The organism is Nocardia sp. IBHARD005 (assembly GCF_052814245.1).
The window spans coordinates 3,086,391-3,102,877 of record NZ_CP199935.1 but is presented as its reverse complement, the minus strand read 5'-3'; the positions used below and the strand labels follow the sequence as shown (position 1 = coordinate 3,102,877).

The window sequence follows — 16,487 nt, the reverse complement described above, 5'->3', positions numbered from 1 at the left end:
CATGCGTTTTCATCTGATCGACCGGATCGAATCCTGGGAGCCGATGCGGCGGATCACGGCGCGCAAGGCGACCTCGGCGCGCGAGTCCTACTGGCAGCAAGGCGAATACGGATCGGCGATGCCGTTCGGGCTGGCACTGGAGTCCCTGTGCCAGGCGGGGGCGTGGCTGGTGTTGCTGAGCTCCGACCACCGCCTGCGTGCGGCGTTGCTGACTGTCGGTGAGGTCACCATGCATCGCGACATCGTCCCGGGCGACATCTTGCGGCTGCACGCCGAAGTCGTCTCCATCCAGGACAACGCGGCGATCGTCGACGGCTACGCGGAGGTGGCGGGCGAGAAGGTCCTCGACGCACGAAACATCATGTGCGCGTTGATCGATGCCGAACGCCTCGATGATCCGGCCGACACCGCGCGCATGGCGGGACAGCTGCTGGGGGAAGGGCCGATCGGATGAGGCGCGTTGTGATCACCGGTGTCGGTGCCGTGACGCCGCTGGGCACCGACGCCGCCACCACGTGGCGGAACCTGGCGGCGGGCGTCAGCGGAATCGGCCCGCTGACGACCTTCGACACCGAAGGTTTCCCGATCCGCATCGCGGGCCAGGTACCGGACGGCTTCGACCCGAAGGCCGCGATACCCGGCGATCCCGACCACCGGATGTATTCGCGCGCAGGGGGTTTCGGCCTTGCCGCGACGGCTGAAGCCCTGCGCGACGCCGACGCCGGACGCGACACCTACGACGCGGACCGGATGGGTGTCGCGATGGGCGCCACGGTGGAGCGTCCCGATCTGCGGTACTTGATCGACGTCGGGCTCCTGCGGGAAACCGAGTCGGACGCGTTCCTGGTGCAATCGCCGAAGACGGTCTACGCCGCCGATCAGAACACCCCGCTCGACGCGATGGTGCGCATGGTCGGCGCGACGGGGCCGATGGTCGGCATCAGCACCGCCTGCTCCAGCTCGGGGCACGCCATCGGCGAGGCCTTCCGCCTGATCCAGGAGGGTGATGCGGAGTTGATGCTGGCGGGCGGGTACGAGTCGCTCACCAGCTGGATCGACATCCTCGGCTTCAGCCTGCTCGGGGCCATGACCGAGCGCCACAACGACGATCCGCAGTCGGCGTGTCGTCCATTCGACGCGGACCGCTCCGGCTTCGTCGTCGGCGAGGGCGCGGTCGTGTTCGTCCTGGAGGAACTGGAGTCGGCGCGGGCGCGGGGTGCTCGGATACACGCCGAAGTCCTCGGTTACGGCTCGACGATGAACGCGTGGCGAATCACCGATTCCCCGCCGGACGGGTCGGGCGCCATCCAGGCGATGGAGGCGGCGATCGCGGAATCCGGCCTCGGCACAGCCGGAATCGACTACGTCGTCGCCCACGGCACGGGGACCGTGAGCAACGACGCGTCCGAAACCGCCGCCATCAAGAAGGTTTTCGGCGATGACGCCTACCGGCTCGTGGTCAGTTCACCCAAGTCCATGACCGGTCATCTGACCGGGGCGGCCGCCGCGCTCAACGTCCTCGTCGCGGTCGGCGCCATGCGCGAGTCGCTGGTACCGCCGACGGTCAACCTCGATCGGCCCGACCGCGGCCTCGACCTCGACTATGTCCCGCATCGAGCCCGGCACACGGCGGTCGCCGCGGCTCTCGTCAACGCCTTCGCCTTCGGCGGAACCAACATCAGTCTTGTCGTCGGCGCATCGAGCCCGGACCGGCGACGAAGGGAGCAGCAATGACCATCATCTTCACCGAGCCGGACCGCACAGCCGAGTCGGCCCTCACCGTCGATCTCGACCGCATCCTCGAACTACAGCCGGGCAGGCACGGCGTCGCGCTGTGCAACGTCCCGGGAACCCTGCCGCTGTTCAGCACACATTTTCCGCGCTATCCGATCCTGCCGGGCGTGCTGATGCTCGAAAGCATGGCCGCGCTCGCCGCGACGACCGCGGGCGGCCCGTGGCGGCTGCGCTCGGTCCGCGGCCTGCGCTTGCGGCAGTTCGTGGTGCCCGGCGACCAGGTGATCATCACCGTCGATCTGCTCGGCCACGAGGGAGAAACAAGTCGCTGGAAGGCCGAGGCCCGCGTCGATGGTCGGCTGGTCGCCGCGGCGCGCTCGTTGGAGATGAGCACGCTCGAACCGGAGGAGCGGACATGACCGAACGTCGCGTAGTGGTTACTGGACTCGGGCTTATCACGGCGCTGGGGGAAGGCTGGGCGCGCACGTGGGAGGCGATCGTCGAGGGAAAGACGGCGATCGGTCCGCTGCGCGGCTATGACCCCGCGCCGCTGCGGACCCGGCTCGGCGCCGAGATCACCGGCTTCGACCCGACCCATTTCGTCTCGCGCCGCTCGTTGCGCATGGCCAACCGCGGTGATCAGTTCGCGATCGCCGCCGCGACGCTCGCACTCGAGGACGCCGGTCTCGCCGACACCGAACTCGGCTACCGCACTGGCCTGTTCCTCGGCGGAAACAAGCAGGTGGCGCGACTGGAGCCGTTCACGAAGATCGCCGGGTTGCGCACCCCGGACGGCGAGCTTTCGCTGCGCAGCATCGGCGAGGGCGTCTCGCGGTTCATCTCACCGCTGATGTATGTCGAAGCGCTCCAGCCCGCCGGGGTCTTTCACGTCTCGCAAAAGTTCGGCATGCGTGGACCGAACGCGTTCTTCGCGGGCACGGCGGAGTCCGGGATCACCGGCATCGGCCGCGGGATGCGTGCGATCCGCCGCGGCGAAGCCGACCAGGTCGTGGCAGGCGGCTACGACGACGCGGTCACCTGGTGGTCGATGTCGAAGATGGACGGGCTCGGAGTGCTCAGCCCGCGAAATGACCTGTGCGAACGCGCCTTTCGCCCCTTCGACCGTGACCACAGTGGTTCGGTGCTCGGCGAGGGCGGGGCGGTGCTCGTCCTCGAGGAACGCGAGCACGCGTTGCGGCGTGGGGCGCGGTGCTACGCGGAGGTCACCGGCATGGGTTCCGGGAACGACGGCACACGTCTGGCGGCGCCGCACCCGCGCGGCAGGGGTCTGGCCAGGGCGATCGGCCGCGCTCTCACCGACGCGGCGGGCCAGGGCGCGCCCGACTACATCGCCGCCCACGGATGCGCCACACCCAAGGGCGATATCAGCGAAGCACGCGCGCTGCACGACGCGCTCGGCGACGACGCGTACCGCGCGCAGATCAGCAGCGTCAAACCCCAGACCGGCCACCTGGTTGGCGGCGCGGGGGCGCTGAACGTCGCGGTCGCCGCGCTCGCGCTCGACACCGGTGTCGTTCCGGCGACGCCGAACCTCGAAACACCCGCCGCCGGCTGCGATTTGGATTGGATCCCGGGATCGGCCCGGGAGTCCAGACCGGGGACCGCGCTCGCCCTCGCCCGCGGCCTGCACGGCCAGGCCGTCGCCGTCGCACTACGCAAAGCCAGCTGAAACCCTCAGGAGGACAGAAGAAATGAACGAAGTTGCCACCACGACGCGACGCGTCGTCATCACCGCCGTCGGTGCGGTGACCGCACAGGGAACCGGGGCCGAGGCCTTGTGGGAAGGCGTGCGCGAGGGCCGGGTCGCCATCCGGTCCGTGCAGGGCCTGCCACTGCAGCGATACCGCACCTCGATCGGCGGACAAGTACCGGACATGCGCCGACCGGCCTACGACTACCTGACCGCACTCGGCATCGAACACCCGGAACCAGCGCTCGACTTCGCCCTGGTCGCCGCCGAAGAGGCCATGGCCGCGTCCGGGATCGTCGTCCCCGCCGATCGCTGGGGCGTGTCGTTCGGCACCTGCAACGGCGGGACGTTCAGCGGCGAGCAGGCACTGCACCGAGCCCGCAACGGCTCCTCTGTACACACCGGCGACCGGCATCTGCTGCTCGTACCCCCGCACGGCCTTGCCGAGGCACTGAGCGCGGCCTTCGGACTCGGTGGACCGGTCGTCTCGGTCAACACCGCGTGTGCCTCGGGCGCCCACGCGATCGCGCACGCCACGGAGATCATTCGCGCCGGACGCGCCGACGCGATGCTGGTCGGCGGGAGTGACTCGCTCACCGAGTCGGCCTACGCCGGATTCGACAGCGTGGAGGCCCTGTCCGAGCGGCCGTGCGCGCCGTACTCGCGTGACCGCGACGGCCTCTCGCTCGGTGAAGGCAGCGGCATGCTCGTCCTCGTCGAGGAGTCGATCGCCCGTGCCGCCGGCGCCCCCATCCTGGCCGAGGTGCTCGGTTACGGCATGTCCGCCGACGGCTATCACCCGACCGCGCCGCATCCGCAGGGCGAGGGTGCCGCGCGCGCCATCCGCGCCGCGCTCGACACCGGCGGGCTCGATCCCGCCGATGTCGCCTACATCAACGGCCACGGCACCGGAACACCGAAAAACGATCCGGCCGAATGCAATGCGGTCCGCGCGGCGTTCGGCGATGCTGTCGACAAGGTCGTCCTGAGCAGCACCAAGTCGATGATCGGGCATCTGCTCGGCGCGGCGGGCGCGGTCGAGGGAATCGTCACGGTGCTGGCGCTACGCGAGCAGCTCGCGCCGCCGACCGCCGGGTTCACCGCGGTCGACCCGCGCTGCGGTGTGGATGCCGCGCCCGGCACCGCACGATCGGCCGACATCGGCGTCGCACTGTCGAACAACTTCGCGTTCGGCGGCGCCAACGCGACAGTCGCCTTCGGCAGACCCGGCGATCTGCGCGGAGATCCCCGGCCCGACGATACCGACACCGTCGTCGTGACGGGACTCGGTGTGCTCGCTCCGGGCGGGACGAACGCGAACGAGCTGTGGCAGACCTTCCGCGCGGGAGACCGCCTCGGCCGCGAGGAGCGCGGCCTGCGGATCGCGCAGCTCGAGGCCGATCTCGATGCGTACACGACACCGCGCGAACGACGCCGAATGGACCGATTCAGCCAGCTCGCGGTCGCGTCCTGCCGGATCGCGCTCGAGCACGCGGGCCTGGAAGCCGACGAGCGGACCGGCGTCGTACTCGGTACCGGAATCGGCCCGATGCGCAGCATCGAGGACTTCTTCCTGCCGACCCTGCAGGGCAACCCGGGCAGTCCAGCCGTCTTCCCCAATACCGTCTTCAACGCGGCGGCGGGCCAAGTGGCCATGGTGCTCGGGGCCAAGGGTCCGACGTCCACCGCGACGGCGGCGCACGCGGCGGGCGCGTCCGCGCTGACCATCGCGTTCGACCTGCTACGCACCGGCAAGGCCGACGCCGTGCTGTGCCCCGCTGTCGACGAACTGACCGACCATGTCATCGACGCCTACCGGGGCGTGCCGCTGTTCGGCGGCCGGACGGGGTGGGATTACCTGCTCACGGAGGGCAGCGTCACGCTGCTGCTCGAGCGGGCGTCGACCGCCGCCGCCCGCAACGCCCCGATCCTGGCCGAGTTCGCCGGTTACGCAACCACATCCGACGCGATCGGGATCGGACGCTGGGACCGCTACGGCCACGGTATCGAGCGCGCGATGCGTAATGCCTTGGCCGACGCCCGGATCGACGCCTCGCAGCTCTCGGCCATCTGGACCAACGCCGCCGGACTGCGGGTTGTCGACGGGCCGGAAGCACGGGCCATCGACCGTCTCGGCGCGCCGGACCGCTGCCGCAGACATGCCCCGAAACGGGTCCTCGGCGAACCGATCGGCGCGGGTGCCCAGCTGGCCGCGGCCCTGGCGGCCACGTCCTTCCGGCACGAGCCTGCCGCCGGACCCGTACTGATCAACAGCTCGTCGCTCGGTGGCACGCACACCAGCCTGGTTTTCCACCCGCCTGGGCACTGACCTCGAAAGCGACGGAGTCACACCATGCCTCATTCGACGAACCGCCACGTATCGATCCCGGCAACTGGATCGCACCTGCCCGGCCACCCCATCCACAAGGGAGTGCGGAGGCCCCGAGTGCTCATCGCGGGCGGCGGCATCGGCGGATTAGCGACAGCGCTGGCCTTGCGGCACAAGGGATTCGATGCGGTCGTCTTCGAGCAGGCGCAGACGCTGCGCGACGGGGGCGCCGGGGTCTACCTCTGGACCAACGGGATGCTCGCGCTCGATTCGCTCGGCCTTGCCGACCGCATCCTGAAAACATCGGCTGCACAGCAGTTCTGCCACTTCCGTACGTGGCGCGGCAAGGTACTGGCTGCCTGGGCGGTGGGCGAGTTCGCCGCACAATTCGGCATGCCCACCGTAGCCGTGGAGCGCTCGGCCCTGCACGAGGTATTGCGGGATGACCTGGGCAGCAACGGTATCCGGACCGGGGCGCGTGTCGTCGACTTCACGCAGGACGAGCACGGTGTCGCGGTGCGGCTCGCGGACGGGCATGTCGAACGCGGCGACCTCCTGATCGGCGCCGACGGAATCCACAGCGCGGTGCGTGCCGGGCTGCACGGTGCGAGGCCACCGCGGCACAACGGCTATGTCGCCTGGCGCGGCAAGGCGCTGCTGCGGCACGACATGATTCCGCCGGGAAGCTTCGACTCGATGTTCGGTCCCGGAACCCGGTTCGTCTGCTACGACGTGGCACCGGGGGTGGTGCATTGGATGTCGGTGGCCAACGGGTCGGCCGCCGACCACAACGACCCGGATGTCCTGCGAATGCTCACCGAACGTCATCGCGGGTGGGCAGCACCCGTCGCGGACATCCTGGCGGCGACACCGGCGTCGGGCATCATCCGCGGCGAGGCCTTCGACCGAAAGCCGGACCGGAGGTGGGGCGCGGGCCGGGTCACCCTGCTCGGAGACGCGGCACATCCCATGACATTCAACATCGGCCAGGGCGCATGCCAGGCCGTGGAAGACGCCGTGGAACTGGCCGAGTGCCTCGCCGCCACACCAACCGACCCGGTATCGGCGTTACGCGCGTACGAGAAAGAACGCCGGCCCCGCACCGCGCGCATGCAGCGGGCCGCCCGGGGGCTCGGACGCATGGCAGCGGTGGAGCATCCCGCGCTGGTTCGACTGCGTGAAGCTTTCATGCGCTCGGCCTATCCGAAATTCCTCTTCGCGGCCGAGCAGAAACAAATGTCGTATGCCGAGCGCTGGGCAAGCGGTTCCGACTCGACCTCCTCCTCCCCGACGATCTGAAATCGAGACAACGATGAAGGCAATTTTCTACCGCCGCTTCGGCGATGCGGACGTAATGGAATACGGCGATCTGCCTGAGCCGAAGATGGGTCCCTCCTCGGTACTCGTCCGGGTCAAGGCGGCGGCGGTGAACCCGCTCGACTGGAAGGCCCGCGAAGGCCTGTACGACAGCTTGATGGACGCGGTATTTCCGGTGGTTCCCGGAATCGATTTCTCCGGTGTCGTCGAGCGCGTCGGATTCGGCGTTCGCGACCTCGCACCGGGCGACGAAGTGATGGGATGTGTACCGAACGACGAGTACCTCTCGCGCGGAACCGTCGCCGAGCTGACCTCGGCCCCCGCGCGCTGCGTGATCCGGAAACCGTCCGTTATGAGCTGGGCCGAGGCGGCCGCGTTCCCGCTGGTCGGATTGTCCGCGTATCAGAGCGTGAGCCATCTCGCCGTGCGCGACGGTGAAGTCCTGCTGGTACACGGAGCGGCCGGCGGAGTGGGTTCGATGGCAGTCCAATACGCGACCCACCTCGGGGCCCGCGTCATCGGGACGGCGAGCGAACACAACCACGAGTTCCTCCGTTCGCTGGGAGCCGAGCCGATCGATTACCGCCGCGGACTGGCGGAATCGGTCGCCGCACTCGCTCCCGGGGGTGTCGACGCCGTGCTCGACGCCTCCGGTAAGCGGACGCTGCGTGCTGTCGCACCACTGCTGAAGCAGGGCGGGCGGCTGGCATCGGTGGCCGATCCCGCGGTGCGCTCGGCAGGCGGCACCTACGTCTTCGTCCGGCCGATAGCGGGCGATCTACAGAAAATGGTCACGCTTGCCGAGCGAGGAACGATGCGCTCGCAAATATCGGCCGTCTATCCACTCGAGAAAGCGGTCGAAGCATTTCGCGAGAGCCAAGCCGGTCATGCCCGCGGCAAGATCGTCGTCGCGGTCGGATGCGCACCTTCGGAGATGTGACGTCGCCGATTCTGTTGCGCCGCAACCTGTTCGACAGGGAATCTTGTTCGTGCTGTTCACCGGCATCGGGTGGGAAGACCTGCCTCAGGAACTCGTGTTCGGGTCCGGGATGACCTGTTGGCGCAAGCTACGGGACTGGCAAGCCGCCGGAGTGTTCGAGCGGATGCATCAAGCGGTCTTGGCCCGCGGCAACGCGGCCGGGTTGATCGACTTCGATCGGGTCGTGGTCGACGGCTCGCACGTGCGGGCCAAAAGAGGGGGGCGCTCCTCGATCTTGGTGCGGCACTGATCTGTTGGCGAAGACTCAGCAACCGAACCCGATAGGAGCTCTCAGCCGAGGCGATGCCCGCCGCTCGCCGCCGCTTGGACGAGTTGAACGAGGCGGATCCTGCTACACCTCGGTCGGGTGATGGGCGACACGGTAATGAGATGCGCCATCCAGCACGCGGTGTGGACGATTCAGCTCGACTGGCGACGAGGTTTGCCGCTGGAACGGTGCTCAGAAATCTTCGAGGACGCGGCCGACCTGCTCGAGCATGGGTTCGATGACATGCCTATCCGATTCGGCGCCGACCGCCCTGAATACGTGACGCTGCCTTCCAGTAAAAGCTGGGCTGGAGCGACGAGCACGCCGATGATTCGTTTTATCGAGGTTCCCGAGACCTGATCCACGATAACTACGGCGCATATCTTTGCTCGCCGACCGCGGACGAGTTGGCGGTGCTGTGGCGCGGACCCGGTCCCGGGAAAACCGTGCGTGAACTGGGCTACATTGTGTCCAGGGCCGGTTCCAGCCGACGTTGAATCGTGACAGCAGGAACCTGCCTGGGGCGCACGAGTTTCGGTGGAAGCGCAAGTCGGAACACCCTCGCCCACGTGGAACCGAGCCGCCCGAAGAATCCACCCGTCCGGTAGGGAACTCCGTGCCTTTCGCACACCGCCCGGATCTCTCCCGACATTTCCGGATATCGATGGGCGGGAATGTCAGGGAACAAATGATGCTCGATATGGTGCGAGAGGTGTCCGGACATGGTGTGGAACAGCTTGCCACCCTCGATGTTCCCGGAACCCAGCATTTGCCGCACGTACCACTCGCCACGAGTCTCGTTCGCGGTCTCTGCATCGGTGAACGTCTGCGCACCGGTTGGGAAATGACCGCAGAGAATGATCGAGTACGTCCAGACATTGCGGACTACGTTGGCAATGGCGTTACCGCACAATGTCTTGACGAACAGGGGGCCGGTCAGCGCAGGAAAGACTATGTAGTCCTTGAGTACTTGCCTGCCCGCCTTGCGCAACGCACCCCTGATCAGGGGCTCGACCTCACGCCACTCACGATTGCCCTTGGCGATGTTCTCGGGTTCGAGGTCGTATACCGCCAGAGCCCACTCGAAGAACACCATGAGCAGGAACGACGTCATCGGTCCTGCGAGATGCGCGGGCTTCCATTCCTGGCCCTCGTCCATGCGAAAGAGGCCGTAACCGAGATCGCGGTCACGCCCGACGATGTTGGTGTACGTGTGATGCTTGTAGTTGTGCGAGTGTTTCCACTGATCGCTCGCGCACGCCATGTCGAAATCGAAGTCACGGGAATTCACTCCGGGCTCACGCATCCAGTCGTATTGGCCGTGCAGGACGTTGTGGCCTACTTCCATGTTGTCCAAGATTTTCGACACACTGAGTGCACCGATTGCGGCCAACCAGAACGGCCGCCGGAAACCGAGATACATCAGTCCACGGCCGGCGACCTCGAAGGCCTGCTGCACCTTGATGATCCTGTAGATGTGCGCTCGGTCCTTCTCGCCGAGATCTGCGACGAACCGGGCGCGCACCGCGTCCAGTTCGCGACCCAGCTCCTCGACCTGGCCGGCGGTGAGTACCACTGTGGTACCTGCTTCTTCGGACCGCCGGCGCGAAACCGGCACACTCGGTCGGAACATGTCTACTCCTAGATCGTGCGGTCAGATGTCGAGTTCGACGTCGCCCACGGGGGCCGAAATACACAGCTGGATAGGCTGATCGGGTTCGCAGGCGGTGTCGCCGGTGCGCAGGTTCCGCGTGCAACCGGACTTCTTGATCGCGACACAGGAGAAGCAGATCCCCATGCGGCATCCGTGTTCGGGAGCGAGGCCGGCCGCTTCGGCTTGGTCGAGCAGGCTGGCACCGGAGTTGCCGGTGGTTATCCCGCTCGCCGCAAACGAGACTGTGCCGGTGGCGTAGTCATCGATGGCGACCGCCGGAGGCGTAAAAACCTCTGCGTACAAATTTGTTTCGCAACCCAGTTCGCGATAGAGCTCCCGGACGGCGCCCAGTAGTGTGGCGGGGCCACAGACAAATGTCGCTGCTTGTCGATGCCATGGCGCGACAGTCCGAAGATGGTCGATTCCGAAGTGCCCGCAGAGATCGCCGTTGTTCTCCTGCGCGGTGTAGGCGAATGTGACGTAACAGCCGGGGTTGCGTGCCGCGATTGCACCGAGCTCTGTCCGGTAGGGAACATCACTCTCGGTGTCGGCATAGTGCAGGAACGCGACCTCACCGGTGTATCCCTCGTCGTCGAGTGTCCGCAGCATCGATAGCACCGGCGTGATGCCACTCCCCCCGCTGATCAGCAGGATGCTGTTCGGCCGCGGCGTCGGAATCCGGAAGGTGCCGGCAGCTTGGGACAAGGTCACGACGAGGCCCGGCCGTGCCTCGGCATGCAAGTACTGCGACACCAGGCCTCGAGTATGACGCTTGATGGTCAATTCGATGCGGCCGTCATTGCGATACCGCGAGGATGCCGGGGAGTAGCACCTGGTGTGCCGCACGCCGTCGACGACGACGCCGACCTGAACGAACTGGCCCGCATCGAATCCCTCCCATTGCCAGGTCGGCCGAAGGACGAGCGTGACAGTTTCGCGGGTCTGGCGGTGCACGTCGACAACCTCTGCGCGCAACTCGCGCACCGACACCATGGGATTGACGAGCTCCAGGTACCGGTCCAGATTGTGCGGCGTCGCCATTGCATCCACAAGGGAGAGCAACCTGCGCACAGATCGAAATCGGCGCGTAATTCGCGTCATCATGGTGGGCAGATCGTTCACGTCCGCACTCCTTGTGCGCTGGAGCTTCAATGGCAAATCCAGTGTGGGCCGGGAAAGTCGCGAACCTCTTCCACGGCAGGGATGAACCAGCTCCCCCCACGGGGGTGGACTGCTCGACACCTCACCGCCGTCTCGCGAGTGGTTCTTTCAGCGAATTAACGACCCACGCAACACTAGGTGTCGCCATTCCACCCCTAAGGATGATGCGATCCGAGGTCCGCGGCGCAACGATTGAAGTACAGCGATACTCCGCTCGAAAGGCAGAATTCCAGTGCCCACCCCGAACGAACCGGCCCAAGCCGGCGCCGCCGGACAAACCGCCCCGCCGACCAGTCGAGCATCGCTGGCCAACCACATACTGCAATTCGGCGTCACCCGAGATCGGCGACCTGCGGGCGCACGCCTGAGGGGTGAGACGAATGGGTGATCTACACGCACCGCTTCGGGCGATCGCACGGCCGTGCCTCCTGATCGTCCTCGGTGGATTCACCGTCATGGGTGGACTCGCACCGGATATCGAGGCGCAGGCAGCTCCGGCTTCGTCGGCAGCATTCACGACATACCGCACTGAGATCTCGCGACAGGAACCCGGCCCGGCCATCCCTGGGCCAGCCATTCCTGGGCCGGTCATCCCTGGGCCGGTCATCCCTGGGCCGGACCAGGCAGGCGGTGGGACGTACAACCCTGGCTGGGGCGGCGGTTTGACGGCCGATCCCGGCGGTGGCGGCGGCGGCGGGACCGGTGGCGGCGGCGGCGGGACCGGTGGCGGCGGCGGTGGGACCGGTGGCGGCGGCGGTGGGACCGGTGGCGGCGGCGGTGGGACCGGTGGCGGCAACGACGGGGGCGGGACTGGCAGCCCCGGCGGCGGGGGTTGGTCCGGTGGCGGCGACACTCCCGGTAGCGACATCCCCGGCGGCAACATCCCCGACGGCAAGACCGACATCCCCGGCGGCAACATCCCCGGCGGCAAGACCGACATCCCCGGCGGCAACATCCCCGGCGGCAAGACCGACATCCCCGGCGGCAACATCCCCGGCGGCAACATCCCCGGCGGCAACATCCCCGGCGGCAAGACCGACATCCCCGGCGGCAACATCCCCGGCGGCAACATTCCCGACGGCAAGACCGACATCCCCGGCGGCAACATCCCCGGCGGCAACATCCCCGGCGACGGAACCGGCGGCGGAACCGGCGGCGGCGGAACCGGCGGCGGCGGAACCGGCGGCGGAACCGGCGGCGGCGGAACCGGCGGCGGAACCGGCGGCGGCGGAACCGGCGGCGGAACCGGCGGCGGCGGAACCGGCGGCGGCGGAACCGGCGGCGGCGGAACCGGCGGCGGCGGAACCGGCGGCGGAACCGGCGGCGGCGGAACCGGCGGCGGAACCGGCGGCGGCGGAACCCCCGCCGGTGGGGCAAACGATGCCGGCGGGTCGCAGCAGCAGCACCCGGACCGGCCGCACCAACAGCAGCATCAGCAACCGCCCGGGGCCCCGCCGCACCAGCCCCAGACCCCACATCAGCGCGAACAGGTCGAGCGGGCACCGATTCCTGAGCTGGCCCCGCCGGGATACGAGGCGCCCCCGCTGGTCGCGCACACCGCTGGGTTCCAGCTCGCCGCACCGGCTGTGACCCAGGGTGAACCCGTTTCCGGAGAGGGCTACGGCTGCCCGGCCGGAGCCGAGGTGGACATGGCCATCGGCGGCGTACCGGCCGGGGCGACCGCCGCCGACGACCGAGGCGCGTTCCGATCCACGCTGGATATGGGATCGATCCCGATCGGCCGCTACGAGGTCACCGCGGCGTGCGGACCTGTGCTCGCCTCGGCGCTGGACGTCGTGCTCGTCAGCAATGTCGACGCCGCGACGTCCACCCTCACCGTGATCGTGTTCTTCCTGCTTATCGGGGTTTTCGTCTACGTACGGCGGCTGCTGAGCCCGTCGCCGCGACCAGAGGAGCGCTAGTGAAACTCATTGGAATACTCATCGCGCTGGTCTTGTTCAGCGTGTTCGCGCCCGCCTCGGCGCAGGCGGCGGACGATTCCGTTCGCCTGTCGGTCCGCATCGACGGCCGGGATATCGCCACAGCGACCGAGCCCGATCCGATTCGCTTGGACCCCAACGGTTCCGCGGAAGTGGAGGTGAGTATCACCAACGAGGGCAACGAGCCGGTCACCGTCCGGCGCGTCGATCTGTCCGGCCAGGTGGTAGGTCTGATGTTCTACTCCTTCAGCACGTCGGTGAATCGGACGGTCCTACCGAAATCGACTGAGCGACTGAGCTATTCGCTCGACCTTTCCGGGTTGTCCGAGCAGGCAACAGGATTGATCAGCGGATCGGTGACCGCCTACGACGCCGACGACACTGTGCTCGGCAGCGCGACAACCGTCACCGACGTGCGTGGCTCGCTGAATTCGGTCTACGGCCTGTTCGGGCTGGCGCTGTTGATCCTCACGCTGTTGGCGATCGCCGATGCGGCGCTCACGGTCGCCCGGCACCGGATGCCTCCCAATCGCTGGCAGCGCGGCATGCGCCTGCTCGCGCCGGGTCTCGGCATCGGATTGGTGCTGGTGTTCTCGCTGTCGGCATTGCGATTGTGGATGCCGAGCGCCGAACGGTGGGCGTTCATCGCGCTGCTGTTCGCTGGGGTGTTCTTCGTCCTCGGCTACCTCACCCCGACACCGACGACCGCCGAAGAGGAAGCGGCCGAGCTGGAGGAGGAAGAGGCCGCGCTGGAGGAGCTCGAGGAGGAGGAAAGCGAGCGGCGAACCGCGCCGCTGGATGTCGAGGTGCCGGGCAGATGACCACCGATCCGAGAACCACCGATGCGAAGACCGCCGAGATCGACCCGGTCGCCGCTGCACTGCCCGCCTATGAGATCGGGGGCCAGTTGGGCAAGGGCGGCGGGGGTGTCGTCCTGGCCGGTCGGCACCGCAGGCTCGACCGCGCCGTCGCCATCAAGCAGCTCCCCCCGGCGTTCGCCACCGACCCGATCGTGCGGCGCCGATTCGTCTCCGAGGGCCGGCTGCTCGCGTCGCTGGATCATCCGCATGTCGTTCCGGTCTACGACTATGTGGAAACCGAGCAGATGTGCCTGCTGGTCATGGAGCTGTTACCGGGCGGCACCGTGTGGAGCCGATTCACCGGCGACGGGTTCGACGCGCCGTCGGCGGTCGCGGTCGCGCTGTCGTGCGCGGCGGGGCTGGAGGCCGCGCACTGTCACGGCATCCTGCATCGCGACATCAAACCGGAGAACCTGATGTTCGCCGCCTCCGGCGCGCTCAAAGTGACCGACTTCGGCATCGCGAAGGTGGTAGGCGGCGACGAGACCATGGCCACCAAGACCGGCGAGGTGATCGGCACGCCGTCCTACATCGCCCCCGAACAGGCTCGCGGTGGGGAGTTGACGCCGGCCACCGACGTCTACGCGCTGGCGACGATGCTCTACGAATTGCTGTCCGGCTGCCTGCCCTTCCCCGCCGGGCAGGATGCGCTCGCGACGCTGTTCATGCACGCGTTCGACGACCCGACGCCGTTGAGTGAGGCCGCCCCGAACACCCCGGAGCATCTCGCGGAGGTGATCATGCGCGGTCTGGCCACCGATCCGGCGCAGCGGTATCCGACCGCCGAAGCGTTCGGGGTCGCCCTCGCCGAGGCGTCCACCGAGCCGTGGGGGCCGGGTTGGCTTTCGGCCCAGGGCATCCCGGTGATGGGTGCGGACACGATCGCCGCCGCGGCCCGCACGACCGGCCCGATCTCGCCGACTGTCATCGACGGCGCAGCCGCGCGCGGGCTCCCGACCGCGCGCGCGGTGCGACCCGTGCCGGGCCAGCGTGCGCAGGGCGTGCGGCTCGACGAGGTGGTCGAAGCCGATCTGGTTCCGGTCAAAGAGGTGATCAAGTTGCCCTCGCCACGGATACCGCTGCTCATCGCGGCGGGTTTGGCGCTGATCGCGCTCGCCGTCTCGTTGATCGGCGTCGGCTCGCCGAGCACCGGGGGCACACTCCCGCCGGGAGCCGCCACCGTCGGCGGCGTCGACCCCGCCGCCGGCGAACAGATCCCGATCGACCTGAACCAGCCGGTGGTCGTCACCGCGGTCGGGCCCTCGTCCGCCGCCACGGCCGAGCTGCGGCTGAAGGTGCTGGGAGCCACGGTGGCCGAGCAGAGCGCACCGCTGGTCCCGGAACCCGGCCGCAGCGTGGCCACGCTGCCCGCACTGGGCGGGCAGCACCTGGTCGCCGGCGAAGTGACCGGTGAACTGGTGGTCACCGAACCGGGCGTGCCACCGAGCACGTCGAGCTTTCCGGTCAACACCGCGCAGCCCGCGCTACCCACCGCCGCGGCGGTCGGTGTCGGGGCGCTGATCCTGTTCGCGCTCGCGTATCTGGAGTCGTTCCTACGCTCGCTGCGCCACCGTCGGCGTCGGGTGTCCGGCGGTGTGGGCGTTCCCGTGAGCGCGGGTGTGCTCGCGGTCGGCATGGTGGGGGCCGCGTGGATCCTGTTCGGCAGTGCGCCCACGATCGCGACGGTGGTGACCGCGGCCGTGTTCGGAATGCTGGCCGGCGTCGCGGCAGCCATCGGCGCCTGGCGCATCGGACAACGTCGACGCTATCGCCGCAAGGAGCAGATCAAGGAGCAGGCTCGGATTCGAAGTCGCGCTCGCTGACGATTCCACTGTTCATGGCTCGTTCGAGGAGCTTGGCCCGCTTCTGATTCTGCGGGAGGTCCTCGACACCGAACTTTCCGAACAGCGCGCGCAGATGGGTCTTCACCGTCTCGGTGGTCACGAACAGTTCCTTGGCGATCTGCTGGTTCGAGGCCGCAACGGCGTAGGTGGCGTTGTGCTGACACGGCCTGCACAGCGCGACCAGCACCGCCATCTGGGCATCCGTCAACGACCGCCGCGTCGGAATGCCCGAGTCACAGGCGTGGGTTTTCGCACTGCTCACCCGGCTGCCGTTATCCAGATAGGACAGCACTGTGTTGCCGATCCGGATGCTGTCACCGGTTTGCAGTCGATGTCGCCCGGCGAGACGTTCGCCGTTGACGAAGGTGCCGTTACGCGACAGCCCGTCGTCGACGATGGTCCATTGTCCGCCGATCTGCTCCACCGTCGCGTGCAGCCTCGACACCTGACCGTCGTCGGTCAGGGCGATGTCGGCCCGCGACGATCGCCCGACCGTTATTCGCGGCGCATCGGCGGAGAGCGTCATACCCCGGCGATGCCCATGATCGTCGACATATGTGAGGCGCGGCTCGGTGAAGTTCACAGTCACGGCCATTCCCTCGATCGGGTGGAGCAGTGCTCGACCCTCATGATTGTACGCCGGAGACATTTGTCTGATACCCCAAGTTTCATATAATGTGCAGGCTGCGC

Annotated in this window: 14 protein-coding genes and 1 pseudogene; 12 read left to right on the top strand and 3 right to left on the bottom strand. The window is 67.9% G+C overall.

Translation table 11 applies throughout. The annotated features are described in order from the left end of the window. The first annotated feature begins 1 nt into the window (after window position 1). The 9 genes and pseudogenes from ACTWPB_RS14480 (at window position 2) to ACTWPB_RS14440 (ending at window position 8,698) form a co-directional block, all read left to right on the top strand. Window positions 2-454: a hypothetical protein gene (locus tag ACTWPB_RS14480; RefSeq protein WP_446226152.1), complete on the top strand. Its 453-nt coding sequence runs from the start codon at window positions 2-4 to the stop codon at window positions 452-454. After that, on the top strand, window positions 451-1,734 hold the full coding sequence (locus ACTWPB_RS14475) for a beta-ketoacyl-[acyl-carrier-protein] synthase family protein (RefSeq protein WP_446226151.1): 1,284 nt from the start codon (window positions 451-453) through the stop codon (window positions 1,732-1,734). The genes ACTWPB_RS14480 and ACTWPB_RS14475 overlap by 4 nt, the downstream gene beginning before the upstream one ends. Beyond that, window positions 1,731-2,153: a 3-hydroxyacyl-ACP dehydratase FabZ family protein gene (locus ACTWPB_RS14470; RefSeq protein ID WP_446226150.1), complete on the top strand. Its 423-nt coding sequence runs from the start codon at window positions 1,731-1,733 to the stop codon at window positions 2,151-2,153. The genes ACTWPB_RS14475 and ACTWPB_RS14470 overlap by 4 nt, the downstream gene beginning before the upstream one ends. Further along, a complete protein-coding gene (locus ACTWPB_RS14465) occupies window positions 2,150-3,424 on the top strand; it encodes a beta-ketoacyl-[acyl-carrier-protein] synthase family protein (protein ID WP_446226149.1) in 1,275 nt (424 codons plus the stop codon). Before ACTWPB_RS14470 ends, ACTWPB_RS14465 begins: the two co-directional genes overlap by 4 nt. Window positions 3,425-3,446: 22 nt before the next feature. Next, window positions 3,447-5,774, top strand: coding sequence for a beta-ketoacyl synthase N-terminal-like domain-containing protein (locus ACTWPB_RS14460; RefSeq protein ID WP_446226148.1), 2,328 nt, complete (start codon window positions 3,447-3,449; stop codon window positions 5,772-5,774). Between the two features lie 102 nt (window positions 5,775-5,876). Further along, window positions 5,877-7,073: an FAD-dependent monooxygenase gene (locus tag ACTWPB_RS14455; protein WP_446226147.1), complete on the top strand. Its 1,197-nt coding sequence runs from the start codon at window positions 5,877-5,879 to the stop codon at window positions 7,071-7,073. A 13-nt stretch (window positions 7,074-7,086) separates the two neighbouring features. Further along, complete coding sequence (locus tag ACTWPB_RS14450) at window positions 7,087-8,031, top strand: NADP-dependent oxidoreductase (protein WP_446226146.1); 945 nt, start codon at window positions 7,087-7,089, stop codon at window positions 8,029-8,031. Continuing rightward, window positions 7,979-8,290 (top strand): annotated as a pseudogene (locus tag ACTWPB_RS14445) (transposase); the annotation flags it as partial. The gene ACTWPB_RS14450 and the pseudogene ACTWPB_RS14445, both read left to right, overlap by 53 nt. 147 nt (window positions 8,291-8,437) lie before the next feature. Next, window positions 8,438-8,698 (top strand): hypothetical protein, encoded by a 261-nt coding sequence (locus ACTWPB_RS14440; protein ID WP_446226145.1) that lies wholly within the window; start codon window positions 8,438-8,440, stop codon window positions 8,696-8,698. Window positions 8,699-8,798: 100 nt separating this feature from the next. Here the strand turns inward: ACTWPB_RS14440 and ACTWPB_RS14435 are convergent, their stop codons facing one another. Next, the gene (locus ACTWPB_RS14435; RefSeq protein ID WP_446226144.1) at window positions 8,799-9,971 is read right to left on the bottom strand and encodes a fatty acid desaturase family protein; all 1,173 of its coding nucleotides are present in this window, start codon (window positions 9,969-9,971) and stop codon (window positions 8,799-8,801) included. Between the two features lie 21 nt (window positions 9,972-9,992). Further along, window positions 9,993-11,096, bottom strand: coding sequence for a ferredoxin reductase (locus tag ACTWPB_RS14430; protein ID WP_446226347.1), 1,104 nt, complete (start codon window positions 11,094-11,096; stop codon window positions 9,993-9,995). Between the two features lie 437 nt (window positions 11,097-11,533). On the opposite strand from ACTWPB_RS14430, the gene ACTWPB_RS14425 reads away from it, so the two are divergent. The 3 genes from ACTWPB_RS14425 to ACTWPB_RS14415 are packed head-to-tail and all read left to right on the top strand — an operon-like array spanning window position 11,534 to window position 15,776. After that, the gene (locus tag ACTWPB_RS14425) at window positions 11,534-13,075 is read left to right on the top strand and encodes a hypothetical protein (protein ID WP_446226143.1); all 1,542 of its coding nucleotides are present in this window, start codon (window positions 11,534-11,536) and stop codon (window positions 13,073-13,075) included. Further along, window positions 13,075-13,914: a hypothetical protein gene (locus tag ACTWPB_RS14420; protein ID WP_446226142.1), complete on the top strand. Its 840-nt coding sequence runs from the start codon at window positions 13,075-13,077 to the stop codon at window positions 13,912-13,914. The genes ACTWPB_RS14425 and ACTWPB_RS14420 overlap by 1 nt, the downstream gene beginning before the upstream one ends. Further along, entirely contained in the window at window positions 13,911-15,776 is a 1,866-nt protein-coding gene (locus ACTWPB_RS14415) for a protein kinase domain-containing protein (RefSeq protein WP_446226141.1), read from the top strand. The genes ACTWPB_RS14420 and ACTWPB_RS14415 overlap by 4 nt, the downstream gene beginning before the upstream one ends. Here ACTWPB_RS14415 and ACTWPB_RS14410 read toward each other — a convergent pair. Beyond that, window positions 15,739-16,386 (bottom strand): FHA domain-containing protein, encoded by a 648-nt coding sequence (locus tag ACTWPB_RS14410; protein ID WP_446226140.1) that lies wholly within the window; start codon window positions 16,384-16,386, stop codon window positions 15,739-15,741. The genes ACTWPB_RS14415 and ACTWPB_RS14410 overlap by 38 nt on opposite strands. Window positions 16,387-16,487: the final 101 nt, after the last annotated feature.

Bases quoted from the DNA above. Each gene is read 5' to 3' on its own strand.
- ACTWPB_RS14480 (WP_446226152.1), top strand. From the start codon at position 2: ATGCGTTTTCATCTGATCGACCGGATCGAATCCTGGGAGCCGATGCGG.
- ACTWPB_RS14475 (WP_446226151.1), top strand. From the start codon at position 451: ATGAGGCGCGTTGTGATCACCGGTGTCGGTGCCGTGACGCCGCTGGGC.
- ACTWPB_RS14415 (WP_446226141.1), top strand. From the start codon at position 13,911: ATGACCACCGATCCGAGAACCACCGATGCGAAGACCGCCGAGATCGAC.
- ACTWPB_RS14460 (WP_446226148.1), top strand. From the start codon at position 3,447: ATGAACGAAGTTGCCACCACGACGCGACGCGTCGTCATCACCGCCGTC.
- ACTWPB_RS14425 (WP_446226143.1), top strand. From the start codon at position 11,534: ATGGGTGATCTACACGCACCGCTTCGGGCGATCGCACGGCCGTGCCTC.
- ACTWPB_RS14465 (WP_446226149.1), top strand. From the start codon at position 2,150: ATGACCGAACGTCGCGTAGTGGTTACTGGACTCGGGCTTATCACGGCG.
- ACTWPB_RS14470 (WP_446226150.1), top strand. From the start codon at position 1,731: ATGACCATCATCTTCACCGAGCCGGACCGCACAGCCGAGTCGGCCCTC.
- ACTWPB_RS14450 (WP_446226146.1), top strand. From the start codon at position 7,087: ATGAAGGCAATTTTCTACCGCCGCTTCGGCGATGCGGACGTAATGGAA.
- ACTWPB_RS14435 (WP_446226144.1), bottom strand. From the start codon at position 9,971: ATGTTCCGACCGAGTGTGCCGGTTTCGCGCCGGCGGTCCGAAGAAGCA.
- ACTWPB_RS14430 (WP_446226347.1), bottom strand. From the start codon at position 11,096: ATGATGACGCGAATTACGCGCCGATTTCGATCTGTGCGCAGGTTGCTC.